General features: G+C 70.0%; 11 protein-coding genes. 3 read left to right on the forward strand and 8 right to left on the reverse strand.

Annotated features, from left to right (window positions below):
- Positions 1-101: 101 nt before the first annotated feature.
- The 5 genes from pyrE to ABZ348_RS14960 all read right to left on the reverse strand — a co-directional run bounded on the left by pyrE (position 102) and on the right by ABZ348_RS14960 (position 4793).
- Positions 102-650, reverse strand: a complete 549-nt coding sequence (gene pyrE / locus ABZ348_RS14940; RefSeq protein ID WP_358932987.1) for an orotate phosphoribosyltransferase — start codon at positions 648-650, stop codon at positions 102-104.
- A gap of 10 nt (positions 651-660) precedes the next feature.
- Positions 661-1467: an aldose 1-epimerase gene (locus ABZ348_RS14945; RefSeq protein WP_358932989.1), complete on the reverse strand. Its 807-nt coding sequence runs from the start codon at positions 1465-1467 to the stop codon at positions 661-663.
- A gap of 76 nt (positions 1468-1543) precedes the next feature.
- Positions 1544-2533 carry an SRPBCC domain-containing protein gene (locus tag ABZ348_RS14950; RefSeq protein WP_358932991.1) on the reverse strand — a complete coding sequence of 330 codons (990 nt, stop codon included), beginning with the start codon at positions 2531-2533 and terminating at the stop codon, positions 1544-1546.
- A gap of 40 nt (positions 2534-2573) precedes the next feature.
- Complete coding sequence (locus ABZ348_RS14955; RefSeq protein WP_358932993.1) at positions 2574-4172, reverse strand: polyamine aminopropyltransferase; 1599 nt, start codon at positions 4170-4172, stop codon at positions 2574-2576.
- A gap of 72 nt (positions 4173-4244) precedes the next feature.
- Complete coding sequence (locus ABZ348_RS14960) at positions 4245-4793, reverse strand: DUF2617 family protein (protein WP_358932995.1); 549 nt, start codon at positions 4791-4793, stop codon at positions 4245-4247.
- Positions 4794-5656: 863 nt separating this feature from the next.
- On the opposite strand from ABZ348_RS14960, the gene ABZ348_RS14965 reads away from it, so the two are divergent.
- Entirely contained in the window at positions 5657-6850 is a 1194-nt protein-coding gene (locus ABZ348_RS14965; RefSeq protein ID WP_358932997.1) for a pyridoxal phosphate-dependent aminotransferase, read from the forward strand.
- A 403-nt stretch (positions 6851-7253) separates the two neighbouring features.
- Here ABZ348_RS14965 and ABZ348_RS14970 read toward each other — a convergent pair whose 3' ends face one another.
- Complete coding sequence (locus tag ABZ348_RS14970) at positions 7254-7739, reverse strand: prevent-host-death family protein (protein ID WP_358932999.1); 486 nt, start codon at positions 7737-7739, stop codon at positions 7254-7256.
- Between the two features lie 178 nt (positions 7740-7917).
- Between ABZ348_RS14970 and ABZ348_RS14975 the strand changes: the two genes are divergently transcribed.
- Positions 7918-9144 carry a glycosyltransferase family 39 protein gene (locus tag ABZ348_RS14975; protein WP_358933001.1) on the forward strand — a complete coding sequence of 409 codons (1227 nt, stop codon included), beginning with the start codon at positions 7918-7920 and terminating at the stop codon, positions 9142-9144.
- Between the two features lie 50 nt (positions 9145-9194).
- Here ABZ348_RS14975 and ABZ348_RS14980 read toward each other — a convergent pair whose 3' ends face one another.
- Both ABZ348_RS14980 and clpB read right to left on the reverse strand, forming a co-directional pair.
- Complete coding sequence (locus ABZ348_RS14980) at positions 9195-9725, reverse strand: YbjN domain-containing protein (RefSeq protein WP_358933003.1); 531 nt, start codon at positions 9723-9725, stop codon at positions 9195-9197.
- Between the two features lie 141 nt (positions 9726-9866).
- Positions 9867-12464 carry an ATP-dependent chaperone ClpB gene (gene clpB, locus ABZ348_RS14985; protein ID WP_358933005.1) on the reverse strand — a complete coding sequence of 866 codons (2598 nt, stop codon included), beginning with the start codon at positions 12462-12464 and terminating at the stop codon, positions 9867-9869.
- Between the two features lie 165 nt (positions 12465-12629).
- Between clpB and ABZ348_RS14990 the strand changes: the two genes are divergently transcribed.
- Positions 12630-13037, forward strand: coding sequence for a TIGR03618 family F420-dependent PPOX class oxidoreductase (locus ABZ348_RS14990; protein ID WP_358933007.1), 408 nt, complete (start codon positions 12630-12632; stop codon positions 13035-13037).
- Positions 13038-13107: the final 70 nt, after the last annotated feature.

Below are 13107 nucleotides of genomic sequence, written 5' to 3' on the forward strand. Positions count from 1 at the left end.
TGGGCTGCGGCGGGGTGCGCGCGCCACCACCCCAAACAGGACCACGGGGCGGGGGGGGGGCCGCGCGCGCCCCGCCGCCCCCCCCCCCCGGGCCGCAGCCGTCAGCCGAGACCCAGTTCGGCGAGGGAGTACGCGTAGAGGTAGGGCACGCCCGCCGTCTCGCTGATCTTCTCGCCGGCGCCGGTGGCCCGGTCGACGATCGTCGCGACGGCCACCACCTCGCCGCCCGCCTCGCGGACGGCTTCCACGGCCGTGAGCGGCGAGCCGCCGGTGGTCGAGGTGTCCTCGACCACCAGACAGCGACGACCCTTGATGTCGGGGCCCTCCACCCTGCGTTGCATACCGTGCGCCTTGGCCGCCTTGCGGACGACGAAGGCGTCCACGCGCCGGCCGCGGGCGGCGCTGGCGTGCAACATTGACGTGGCCACCGGGTCGGCGCCCAGGGTGAGTCCGCCGACGCAGTCGAACTCCAGGTCCGCGGTCAGATCGGTCATGACCTGACCCACCAGCGGCGCGGCCGTGCCGTCGAGCGTGATCCGACGGAGGTCCACGTAGTAGTCGGCCTCAAGACCCGATGAGAGGGTCACTCGGCCGTGCACCACGGCCTTGTCCTTGATCTGCTGGAGCAGCTCAGCGCGTACGTCAGTCATGCCCATGAGCTTAAGCGGACCGCAGCCGACGCCATCGCCAGGTGGTGGAGAGCTCCAGGGGGTCGATCTGGGTGACGAGACGCGGCGCGGTGTTCAGTCCGTTCGGCGGCCCGGACTGAGGTTCCACACAGACCGCCTCGCGCTGCTCGTCGTAGACCACGACCCACTCGGCGCGGCTGGTGACGGCCAACTCCAACTGCCCGGGCCACGTCAGGGTGGCCGCGACGCCGTCGGGCGTCCCGAAGCAGTCGTCCCGGGGGCCGGGCAGCGGGTCGATGCGGCGACCGGTCGGCAGGTGGTCGGGGCCGCGCTCCTCCTGCCATGCGGGGGCGAAGTCGAGTTGCACGTCCGAGCCACCGTCGCCGAGGTTGCGCAGGAACCACGGATGCCAGCCGACCTGCGCCGGGAAGGACGTCTCGTACGCCTCCACGCCCAGCGTCAGGGTGAGGGAGTCCGCGGTCAGTTCGACGAGTTGGGTGACCCGCCCCTGATAGGGCCAAGGCGATGCCAGCTCATAGGTGAAGGCGGCCAGGTCCTTCTCGGCGCGGGCGGTGCGCCACACCGTGTCCCGACCGGTGCCGTGGATGGCGTGGGGCGGGGAGTTGAGCGGCAGCTGATGGACGTCCCCGCCGTTGCGGAACCGCCCCTGCGCGACCCGTCCGCACCAGGGCACCATCGGGAAGCAGCCGTAGCGGTCGCCCTGGCGCAGTAGCTCGGTGCCGTCGACGCTCAGACTGGCGATACGGCAGCCGTTGTGGGGGTGCACGGTCAATTCGACGTCTCCGGCGGCCAGCCGGACGATCTCTTCGCTGCTCACCCTTCGACCCTACTGGCGCCGCTCCCGGTGCACCCGGCGACCGCCGCCTTGTCCCGATCCGCGCTGTACCGCCCGGCTACCGGCGGCGGCGCAGCGCCCTGCCGACGACGACCGCCGAGGCGACGGCCAGTGCCGCTGCGGGCGCGATCCAGCGCAGGGGCACGCCCGAAGCGCTCCCGTCGGGTGCCGGTACGGGTGCGTACCGACCGCGCGGCGGGGCGTGGTCCACCTCTTCGGCGCTGCGTCCGATCATGGTGCGCCGCGCATGGGCGGCCTCGGCGGGGGGTTCTTCGGGAATCGCCGTGAAGTCCTTGAGGTCGTCGAGCGCCAGCCCTTCGAGGTCGACGAACTCGACCTCGGCCCCGCTCTCGGCGTCGGCGTCAGTTTCGGTCTTGGACTCGGACTCGGGTTGGGTCTTGGACTCGGGCTCTGTCCCGTTCGACGGGTCGGCCTCGTCCGTGGCGGAGGCGTCGGCCGCCGGTTCGCTGTCATCGGCCGCCGGTTCGGTGGACGCGGCCCCGGCCGGCTCGTCGCCCACGATCCCCAGCCGTTCGGCGTCCTGACTGCTCACCGGGCCCGGCCCCTCGGTCCCCCGGCCCTCGGCCGCCGCTGATCCCGCTGCTGCCTGGCCGGCGAGCCGTTCGGCGAAGCGGTCGAGGAGCCGGTGCGCGGACTGGTGCGCCGCGTCGTCGGGTAGCTCCACCAACCGTCCCTCTGCCGCCACCGACCCGCTGAAGTGGAGTGCGGTGCCCCCTTCGGCCTCGGAGAGACCGACCGTCAGCGCAGCCCGGGCCGAACCCGCGCCGCGGACCTCGGCGCCGCTCGCCTCCACGACGAAGTCGTCCCCGCGCTCCGTGATGCGCAGGGTGCCCCGGTAGGTGATCGAGTGGTTGGCGACCCGCACTTTGAGCCGGCCCGAGATCACGTCGTCCGCGGCCCCGGGTTCCGCTGCGGAGCCGGCCGCGTCCTGTTGGAGTCCTGGGACGCAGCGGGCGATGCGCGCCGGGTCCCTCAGCAGTTGCCGGACGGTCTCCACCGCGACGGGAACGAACACCTCATGGTCCATGGGCCCGAGCGTACCCAGGGGTGCCCACCACGTCTGCGTTTCAGTCCCCGTAGCGCGGATGGACGAGGGTCGAAGGGGCGAGCCCCGGCAGTCTGGTGCGTTGCGCGTACCGGGCGTCGGCGATGAGCCCGTCCGGGGTGAGCGAGCGCAGCCGCGGCGCGGCGGGATCGAGCCTCAGGGGCGGGGTGCGTCCGGGTGCCGCGAGCAGGAAGCCCCAGTCGTGGGGAGCAGCCGCGCTGTCATGGGCCCGGTCGGGGCCGGCGGCGAAGCCGGAGCGCCGCCCGGTGGCACGGTAGGCCCGGGTGCCGTATCCGGCTGCCTTCAGGGTCGCCTCGACGGTCCAGTACGTACGCGGCCGGGAGACGAGCGGCCCCGCGTGGACGACGATCCGGCCACCGGGGGCGATCACCGGGGCGGCGAGCCCGTAGAACTCCTGCGAGTAGAACTTGGTGCTCTGGGTGATGCCGGGATCCGGTAGGTCCACGATCACCAGGTCGTACGTGCCGCGCGGCGCGCGCAGCCAGGCGAAGGCGTCCGCGTGCTCCACGCGTATCCGGGGGTCGCGGTAGGCGTGTCGGTTGAGTTCCGCGAGCGCCGGGTCGGTACGGGCGAGGCGGACGACGGCGGGGTCGAGTTCGACGACGGTCACCGCGTCGACGTCGCGGTAGCGCAGCACTTCGCGGGCGGCGAGTCCGTTGCCGCCGCCGAGGATGAGCACCCGGCTGCGCGACCCCGAGGCGGCGGGGTGGACCAATCCCTCGTGGTAGCGGCGCTCGTCGCGCCCGCTGACGCGCAGTCGGCCGTCCAGGAAGAGCTCCAGGGAGGTGGCGCGGCTTCCGGTGAGGACGACCTCCTGCACTCCGGTGTGGACGGCGACCCGCACCCGGTCCCCGTAGACCGCGGTCCGTGCCGCCTCCTCGAAGTCGTCCACGAGGACGGTCGCCGTGCCCAGGAGACCGAGCACAGCGAGGTTGGCGACGAGCAGCCAACCGCGGGAGCGAGGGGTGAGCTCACGGCGGAACAGCCAGAGCACGAGCGCCCCGCCCGCGATGGCGTTGACCGCGCCGGTCAGCAGCCCGGCGGTGAGTTGTCCGAGCCAGGGCAGCAGCAGGAAGGGGAAGGCGAGGCCGCCGACGAGGGCGCCCACGTAGTCGGCGGCGAAGAGGTCGGCGACGGTGCCTTCGGCGTCCCGTCGGGAGATGCGTTGGATCAGGGACATCAGCAACGGGATCTCCGCACCGATGAGGACGCCGATGGCGAGCGAGAAGCCCACGAGCACGGAACGGGACTCGCCGATCCAGGCGAAGGCGGCGTAGAGCACCAGTGCGGAACAACCGCCGACCAGGGCGAGGGTCAGTTCCAGCACTCCGAAGCCGACGGCCGCCCGGCAGCGCAGCCTCTTGGCGAGGAGCGATCCGATGCCCATGGCGAAGACCATCAACGACAGCACCACGGAGGCTTGGGTGACCGAATCGCCGATCAAGTAGGAGGCGAGGGCGACCAGTTCCAGTTCGTAGACGAGCCCGCAGGCGGCGCAGACGAAGACGGTCAGCAGGACGAGGTTGCGTCCTGCCGACGGCCGCACCGGCAGCCGCACCGAGCCCTGGGGCGGTGACAGCTGCTGGGGCGGGTCGATCATGCAGTAACGCTATGTCACGTCAAGTGCGCATCTTGTCACCCACACGTGTGCTCTATCGGGCAGCGCGGCGGCTCAGCGCCCCACGGCCTCCGGTACCCGCTCGGAGCGGGAGCCGCGAGGGACCGCACCGACCCGTGTCCGCGTGACCACGAGCCGCCCTTCCTGTGGATAGGCGTGCCAGGTGCGCCAGCGCACCTGGCCCTCCCGGTGCTGGGCCATCATCGCGGTGAAGGCGTGCGGGGAGCCGGGGAAGGTGCCTGCGAGAGAGTTGGGATGGTCGGCGACGAGGGCCAGCAGTTCCTGGGCACGGCCGGCGAAGGACCCGCGCGAAAGGGTCTCGACGCGTGCGGCGAACTCGTACTCCCAGTCGCCGAGTCTCTTCGCCACGCCCAGCGGGAGCGGTGTGCTGCTGCCGGGCATACAGGCGACGGTCTCCGAGCAGCTGCCCTGTTCCTCCTCCAGGAGCACCTGGTGGGAGGCTCCGAGCAGTCTGAGTTGGAGTTTGGCCCCGGAGAGTTCCAAGTCGAGGACGGCCAGGGCAGGGAGCGGCTCCCGACCGAGCGCCCAGGCGAGGTCGTCGGCACGGGTGTCGGTATAGGCGGTACTGAGGGTCGTGAGCATGGGTCGGCTCCGCAAACACGCTTTGGCGGTGGACACGTGGACCTGGGCGCCCCTGAGCGGAAGTACAAGAAGGTGGGGGGACCGCCTGCTCGGGCCCAGAAAACCGGTCCGAGGGCTGGATGGTTCCAACAGGTTCCGTCAGCGAGGGAATCACGAAGTACGCGTCGCTCACAGTGTTTTTACCCAACTTGAAGTGGTTTCCATCCCCTAGGGGGCCTTACGGTTCAACTGTTCAACAAAGCCCCCCGGTAAAAACCGTTGAAATCGGTGCGGGATGGCCAGGAAGCCTGTGAAACAGCGAGAATCCGTGGAAATCGCCAGGAAAAGAGGCGTCCGGCAGAGTGGTGCTCTGCCGGACGCCCCAAAGGTCGCGGATCGTCCGCTGGCCCGGTTGTTCGATGGCGAACCTGCTGCCCCGTGTCAGCAGCCTCCGCCACCGCCCCCGCAACCGCCGCCGCCCCCTCCACAGGACGAACTGCTCCCTCCGCAGGACGAGCCGCCTCCGGACGACCCGCCGTCGCTCGACCACCAACCCCCCGAACTGCTTCCGGCCGAACTGCTTCCGGCCGAGGTGCCCGCGGCGGACACCCCCCGATACCCACGGGTGCGGGACGCCCGCGCCCGGAACACGACCAGCATCACGACGAGCACGAGAGCCGGAAACAGGGCTCCCGCCGCCACCAAGAGGAACACGGTCATCGTTCCCACCCCTCCGTCACCTCCGGGAACCCCCGGAGCCCCCGAAGCGAGCCCCCCGCCCCTCGCTCGCGCTCCGGGCCCGGCCGCTTCCTGTGTGAAGTCAGAATCCCCATGGCCCAAGAACGCCAAAGCAGACTTGAGCAAGTCCAGAGCTTCCACGGAGGATGGCGACCATGGATGCATCAGCGCCCGGAGCGCGACCGCTGCTCAACCGTCGGCTGACCGAATTCGGTACGACGATCTTCGCGGAGATGTCGGCGCTGGCCGCCCGGACCGGTGCGATCAACCTCGGCCAGGGCTTCCCCGACACCGACGGCCCCGAGTCCGTGCGGGAGGCGGCCGTACGGGCCCTGCGCGACGGCAGGGGCAACCAGTACCCACCCGGCCTCGGCGTCCCCGAGCTGCGGGCGGCCATCGCGGACCACCAACACCGCTTCCACGGCATCGCCCTGGACCCCGACACCGACGTCCTGGTGACCGCAGGCGCCACCGAGGCGATCGCAGCGGCCCTCCTCGCCCTGGTGGAACCGGGCGACGAGGTGATCGCACTGGAGCCGTACTACGACTCGTACGCGGCGTGCATCGCACTGGCGGGAGGGCAACGCGTCCCGGTGACGCTGCACCCGCGGGACGGCTCGTACCACCTCGACCTCGATGAACTCCGGGACGCGGTCACCGCCCGCACCCGACTCATCCTGCTGAACACACCGCACAACCCCACCGGCACGGTGCTCACCCGCGAGGAACTCACCGCGATCGCCGAACTCGCCGTCGAACGCGATCTGCTGGTGGTCACGGACGAGGTGTACGAGCACCTGGTCTTCGAGGGCGAACACATCCCGCTGGCCACCCTGCCGGGGATGCGAGAGCGGACGGTGACGATCAGTTCGGCGGGGAAGACGTTCTCCTTCACCGGATGGAAGGTCGGTTGGCTGACGGCGAGCCCTGAACTGGTGGCGGCGGTGCGGGCGGCCAAGCAGTTCCTGACCTATGTGTCGGCCGGACCGTTCCAGTACGCCGTGGCGGAGGCACTACACCTGCCGGACGACTACTTCCGGGAACTGCGCGACGATCTGCGGGCCAAGCGTGATCTGCTCAGCGCCGGTCTGGCCGATGTCGGCTTCACCGTCTACCGGCCGGCCGGCACCTACTTCGTCACCACGGACATCCGCCCACTGGGCGAGGACGACGGCTTCGCGTTCTGCCGCTCACTCCCCGAGCGCTGCCAGGTCGTGGCCATCCCCAACGCCGTCTTCTACGACCACCGCACCGAGGGGGCACCCTTCGTCAGGTTCGCCTTCTGCAAGCAGCGGGACGTTCTGGAGGAGGCGGTGGCGCGGTTGAAGCGACTGGCCTGAGGGGTTCCGTGGCGGGGGCAAGGGTAGGGCTCATTCGACGGGCGCCGGACGGTGGGCCCACTCGGTGTCCTTCGGATGTCGAGTGGACGCATAGACCATGATCACGGTCGAGGTCTCCGGACTGACGAGGTAGCGGACCCTGCCGCCGCTCGTGATCTCGTACTCCCCTGGTCCAGCGCGGAGCCCTTCCACTCCTTGGTCGCGAGCCTGCCGCGGAGTTGGTGCTGACGGTTCCAACGGTCACGCGACTGCGGATCGGTGCGTAGCGCCTCCAAGCAGCGGTGGGCACTCGATAACGCCACTCGGCACAACTCTTCCCGCCCCGTGACCGCTTCCGTGGTTCCGAAGACCGCGTTCCACCCGCTGAGCGGTGGCACGCTGACCCGATCGCCCTTCTTCGGACTCACCCATGGACCTCAACCGGGCCCAGGTCGCTGCCGTCAACTGGGCGCAGCGCTTGCTTGAGCCGTTCAGGATCGGCGTTGATGCGGGCGGTTGCCCTCCAGGAGACGAGCGCCCGGTGCACGGCTTCCCTCGCCCCCAGTTCCGCCGCGTCGGAAAGGGCTTCCAGCAGTTCCACGGTGAAGGCACGCATCTCCTCCGCATCCAGGTGCCGTACCCACGGAAAGACCTCGGGCAGTGCCATCAGCAGTGAGCGAGCACCCTCGTCGTGCTTCATCAGCGCAAGGAAGATCCGTGACGCGGTCGTCAGATTCTCCTCGGTGCGCTCAGCGTGCACCGCTGTCGTCAGCACCATGTCGGGCGCGTCCCGATGCGTCACACGCAGACAGCCCAAGACGGCAGCCCGTGCGGCAACCGCCTTCGGATTTCGCGACAGGTCGGTGAACGAGACGGACTCCGGCTCGGTGCCCGGATAGGCAAGGCTCATGCTCTGACCGTACTCAGATTGTGTTCTGATTTCTAGAGAATCCCGCCCGTCGCAGCCGCGCTCGTTCGTGTGTCCCGCCATCGAAGTGTCAGCCGACCGGGTGGGAACACGGGCCTGTCGGCCGGTCGCCGCCCACAAGGGCGGGCCGGTCCGATCATGGTCAGGTTGTCCGACTCGTATGCCTGCCCGGAGGTGCCCCCTGTCCGCCGAGACGTCCGCCGAGCCCGCCCCGAGCCTGAACGTCGCCGCGGGCACCGGCCCGGCACCCCGCTGGCGCGCCGCACTGCTGCGCGCCGCCCCCGCACTGGGGCTGTTCGCCGCGGCCCGGCTCGCCGGGCTGCTGGCGATGGCGCTGTGGGCCTGGCACATCGACCGACAGCCGCGCCGCATCCTGGCCCGGGCCTGGGACTCCGACTGGTACATGCTGATCGCCGAACACGGCTACGGCCGCGTCCTGCGCTGGCCGGACGGCGCGGTCCAGAGCGATGTGGCGTTCTTCCCGCTCTACCCGGGGCTCGTCCGAGCGATCACCTCGATCGTGCCCGTGACCAGCGGCAGCGCAGGACTACTCGTCTCCTGGACCGCCGCGGGCGCCGCGGCCTGGGGCATCTACGCGATCGGTGAACGGCTCTACGGACGCCGCACCGCGACCGCCATGGTCGTGCTCTGGGGTCTGCTACCGCACTCGGTGGTGCTCTCCATGGCGTACACCGAACCCGTGCTCACGGCCCTCGCCGCCTGGTCCCTGTACGCGGTGCTCACCGAACGCTGGCTCTGGGCGGGAACGCTGTCCGCACTCGCGGGCCTGTCCCGACCCAATGCGGTCGCCGTGGCACTGGCCGTACTGGCGGTCGCCGCCTGGAGGCTGGTCCGGGCCCACCGCACCCCGGGAGCACCCGGCCCGCCCCACTGGCGGATCTGGGCAGCAGCAGCGCTCGCACCTCTCGGCTGGTGCGGCTACGTGCTGTACGTGGGGGTGCGCACCGGCGATCCGCTCGGGGGCTACTTCGCCGTACAACGCGGCTGGACCTCCCGCTTCGACTTCGGGGCTGGCGCCCTGCGGGTGGTTCGGGACATCGTGCTGCGACCGACGCTGCTCTCGCTGGTGATGGCACTGCTCGTCGTCGCCGTTGCGGTGGTGCTGTTCGCCCTGCTGGTCCTGGAGCGCCCGCCGATGGCCCTGCTCGTCTACACCGCGGTCCTCGTCCTCATCACCGTGGGCGGCTCGGGCTTCTTCGAGTCGAAGCCGCGGTTCCTGCTGCCGGCGTTCCCCCTGCTGATCCCGGCCGCACGGGCACTGACGAAAGCCCGGCCCGGAACGGCGGTCGTGGTGACCGTCGCCCTGGCCGGGCTGTCGTTCGCCTACGGAACGTATCTGCTGACGCTCTCGCCCATCGCGCTCTAGGCGGTACGGCTCTAGGCGGTAGGGCTCCGAGCGCCAGCGAGCGCGGAAGCTCAGGCGTCGTCGGAGGGCTTCTCGTCCTCGGGCTTGAGGCCGAGCTGCTCCGCGAACCAGTTCTCGAACTCCATCGCAGCGCGCACCCAGCTGACGGTGGACGACACGAAGTGCTCCAGGCTGACGCCGGTGCCGATGAGCATCTGTGCCTCACCGATGAGGCGGATGGTCGCGCCGCCCTCCTCGTCCTCGTGGAGGTGGGTGTAGACCTTGGGCCACAGGGTGCGGCGGTTCCAGTCGTCGATCAGATCGAGGATCTGGGACCGGTCCTCCACCGGCAGCGGCCGGTCGTAGAACGTCCGCACCGAGAAGACCTGCTGCTCGTCTTCGCCGCGGAACATGAAGTACGTGCGGAATTCCTCCCACGGCGCGGCGAGGTCTCCCTCGTCGTCGACGACGTACTTCAGCTCCATCTGGTCGAGGAGCTGCTTGACCAGGTCCTGGTCGGGAACGACGGGGCCCGCCGGTCCTGCGGCCTGAGGCTGGGGCTGGCCCCCGAAATTCGGAATCGAGGACGGATCGATGGTCACCGTGGATTTCCCTTCGTACGGATGCCGCCATCCTCTCCCATGCCGGGGCCGGGGTGGCAACCCCGGCCCCGCTATCCACAGGTATCCGCTCTGAGCTGACCCGTTCGCGCCCCATACCGCCGGCGCTGCCCGAAACCGCCCTCAGAGGGTCTTGGTCGAGACCGGTCCCACGATGAGGCCGTCGCCCACGCGGTCCACCCGGACGGTGTCCCCGTCCGTGACCTCGCCCGAGAGGATCTCCTTGGCCAGCCGGTCCCCGATGGCCGTCTGCACCAGCCGCCGCAGCGGGCGCGCCCCGTACGCCGGGTCATTGCCCTCGTCGGCCAGCCATGCCAGTGCGGCCGGGGTGACGTCGAGGGTGAGCCGGCGCTCCGCGAGACGCTTGGCGAGGCGCTCCAGCTGGAGCCCGGCGATCTGTTCGAGCTCGTCGCGGTCGAGCGCGGAGAAGACGACGAGGTCGTCCAGCCGGTTCAGGAACTCGGGCTTGAACGAGGCCCGTACGACATCCAGGACCTGGCGCTTCTTCTCGTCCTCGCCGGTCGAGGGGTCGACCAGGTACTGGCTGCCCAGATTGGAGGTCAGGATGAGGATCGTGTTGCGGAAGTCGACCGTGCGGCCCTGGCCGTCGGTGAGCCGTCCGTCGTCGAGGACCTGGAGCAGGATGTCGAAGACCTCGGGGTGCGCCTTCTCGACCTCGTCGAGCAGGACCACGCTGTACGGGCGGCGCCGCACGGCCTCGGTGAGCTGACCGCCCTCCTCGTACCCCACGTATCCGGGCGGGGCGCCCACCAGCCGGGCCACGCTGTGCTTCTCGCTGTACTCGGACATGTCGATGCGGACCATGGCCCGCTCGTCGTCGAAGAGGAAGTCGGCGAGGGCCTTCGCCAACTCGGTCTTGCCGACGCCCGTGGGGCCCAGGAAGAGGAACGATCCCGTCGGCCGGTCCGGGTCGGCGATGCCGGCACGCGTGCGCCGGACCGCGTCGGAGACCGCACGGACCGCCTCGGACTGGCCGATCAGCCGCCGCCCGAGCTCGGACTCCATCCGCAGCAGCTTCTGGGTCTCGCCCTCCAGCAGCCGCCCGGCCGGAATGCCGGTCCACGAGCCGACGACGTCGGCGATGTCGTCCGGGCCGACCTCCTCCTTGACCATGGTGTCCTTGGCCGCCTCGCGCTCCGCCTCGGACGCCTCCGCGAGCTCCCGCTCCAGGGTCGGGATCTCCCCGTACAAGAGCTTCGACGCGGAGTCGAAGTCGCCGTCGCGCTGGGCGCGCTCGGCCTGACCGCGCAGTTCGTCGAGCTTCTCCTTCAGCTCGCCGACGCGGTTGAGGCCCTGCTTCTCCTTCTCCCAGCGGGCCGTCAGACCGCGTAGTTCCTCCTGCTTGTCGGCGAGGTCGCGGCGCAGCTTCTCCAGCCGCTGCTTGGACGCCGGGTCCGACTCGTTCTTGAGGGCCATCTCCTCCATCAGCAGCCGGTCGACGGACCGCTGGAGCTCATCGATCTCGACGGGCGATGAGTCGATCTCCATCCGCAGCCGGGACGCGGCCTCGTCGACGAGGTCGATGGCCTTGTCGGGCAGGAACCGGGACGTGATGTACCGGTCGGAGAGGGTCGCGGCGGCCACCAGGGCCGAGTCTGCGATCTGCACCTTGTGGTGGGCCTCGTAGCGGCCCTTGAGCCCCCGCAGGATCGCGATGGTGTCCTCGACGGTCGGTTCCGCGACCAGCACCTGCTGGAAGCGGCGCTCCAACGCCGGGTCCTTCTCGATCCGCTCCCGGTACTCATCCAGCGTCGTGGCGCCGACCATGCGTAGTTCGCCGCGGGCCAGCATCGGCTTGAGCATGTTGCCGGCGTCCATGGCGGAGTCACCGCCCGCGCCCGCGCCGACAACGGTGTGGAGTTCGTCGATGAAGGTGATGATCTGGCCGTCGCTGCCCTTGATCTCGGACAGGACGGTCTTCAGCCGCTCCTCGAACTCACCGCGGTACTTTGCACCTGCGACCATCGCACCGAGGTCCAGCGAGACGAGCCGCTTGTTCTTCAGCGACTCGGGCACGTCTCCCTTGACGATGCGCTGGGCGAGCCCCTCCACGACGGCGGTCTTGCCGACTCCGGGTTCCCCGATGAGGACCGGATTGTTCTTGGTGCGCCGGGACAGCACCTGGACGACCCGGCGGATCTCCTGGTCACGGCCGATGACCGGGTCGAGCTTGCCCTCGCGGGCAGCCGCCGTGAAGTCCGTGCCGAACTTCTCCAGCGCCTTGTACTGGCCCTCCGGATCCGCGGTGGTCACGCGCCTGCCTCCCCGTACGGTTTCGAATGCGTCGAGCAGCCGCTTGGCCGTCGCGCCCTGTGCGGCCAGCACCTCGCCGGCCTGTCCGCCCTTGGCCGCGAGGCCGATCAGCAGGTGTTCGGTGGAGAGGAAGTCGTCGCCGAGCTCCTTGGCCCGCTCGGCCGCGTCCGCGATGACCGCGAGGAACTCCCGATTGGGCTGCGGGGGCGCGACGGTGGAGCCGGTGACGCTCGGCTGGCCGGCCAGCAGCCGTTCGGCCCCGCCGCGCACGGCCGCCTGATCAGCCTCGACGGCGGCCAGCAGATCGACGAGGTTCTCGTTGTCCTGGCCGGCGAGCAGGGCCAGCAGCAGATGCGCCGGCGTCAGATCGGGGTGTCCGCCGGTCACGGCCCGATGGGTGGCGTTATTGATCGCTTCCCGGCTCTTGTTGGTCAGCTCGGCGTCCACGCGCGCTCTCTCCTCCGTACGGGTATCGCTGTATTCCTCACACTGACTGACTCATCCAACCTGCATAAAGTTGAGCGTATTCCACTCAATCTCTTTGCGCCACTCTTCTGCCACAAGAGCCATCCCCGACCATGGATGATCACTGAGCGCAACTACGCTGTGCCCATGGCCCATGACCTATCCCACCTCAGCCCCGAGTATCTGGCGTTCTGGCAGGAGCGCCATCTGTGCACCCTGACCACCCTGCGACCGGACGGTAGTCCTCATGTCGTACCGGTGGGCGTGACGTACGACCACGATCAACGGGTGGCACGGGTGATCACCAATCGCCAGAGCAGAAAGATCGCCCATGTCCTCCGATCGGCGGAAGAGGGCGGCGCGCGGGTGGCCGTGTGCCAACTCGACCGCGCCCGCTGGGCGACGCTGGAGGGGCTGGCACGGGTTCGTACGGAGCCGGAGGCGGTGGCGGACGCGGTACGGCGGTACGCGGAGCGCTACGGGCGCACACCGGGGCCCAACCCGGATCGGGTGCTGATCGAGATCGCCGTGGACAAGGCGCTCGGGCGCGCCTGACGGCCGTCACGTCCGTCGCACCCGCCACGTCCGTCGCACCCGTCGACGATCGAAATGAACGCCTCGCCCG

Source organism: Streptomyces sp. NPDC005963, assembly GCF_040638655.1.
GTDB lineage: Bacteria > Actinomycetota > Actinomycetes > Streptomycetales > Streptomycetaceae > Streptomyces.

Coding starts and splice junctions, on each gene's coding strand:
- ABZ348_RS14975 (WP_358933001.1), top strand. CDS start 7,918: ATGCCTGCCCGGAGGTGCCCCCTGTCCGCCGAGACGTCCGCCGAGCCC.
- ABZ348_RS14965 (WP_358932997.1), top strand. CDS start 5,657: ATGGCGACCATGGATGCATCAGCGCCCGGAGCGCGACCGCTGCTCAAC.
- ABZ348_RS14960 (WP_358932995.1), bottom strand. CDS start 4,793: ATGCTCACGACCCTCAGTACCGCCTATACCGACACCCGTGCCGACGAC.
- ABZ348_RS14955 (WP_358932993.1), bottom strand. CDS start 4,172: ATGATCGACCCGCCCCAGCAGCTGTCACCGCCCCAGGGCTCGGTGCGG.
- ABZ348_RS14950 (WP_358932991.1), bottom strand. CDS start 2,533: ATGGACCATGAGGTGTTCGTTCCCGTCGCGGTGGAGACCGTCCGGCAA.
- ABZ348_RS14990 (WP_358933007.1), top strand. CDS start 12,630: ATGGCCCATGACCTATCCCACCTCAGCCCCGAGTATCTGGCGTTCTGG.
- ABZ348_RS14970 (WP_358932999.1), bottom strand. CDS start 7,739: ATGAGCCTTGCCTATCCGGGCACCGAGCCGGAGTCCGTCTCGTTCACC.
- pyrE (WP_358932987.1), bottom strand. CDS start 650: ATGACTGACGTACGCGCTGAGCTGCTCCAGCAGATCAAGGACAAGGCC.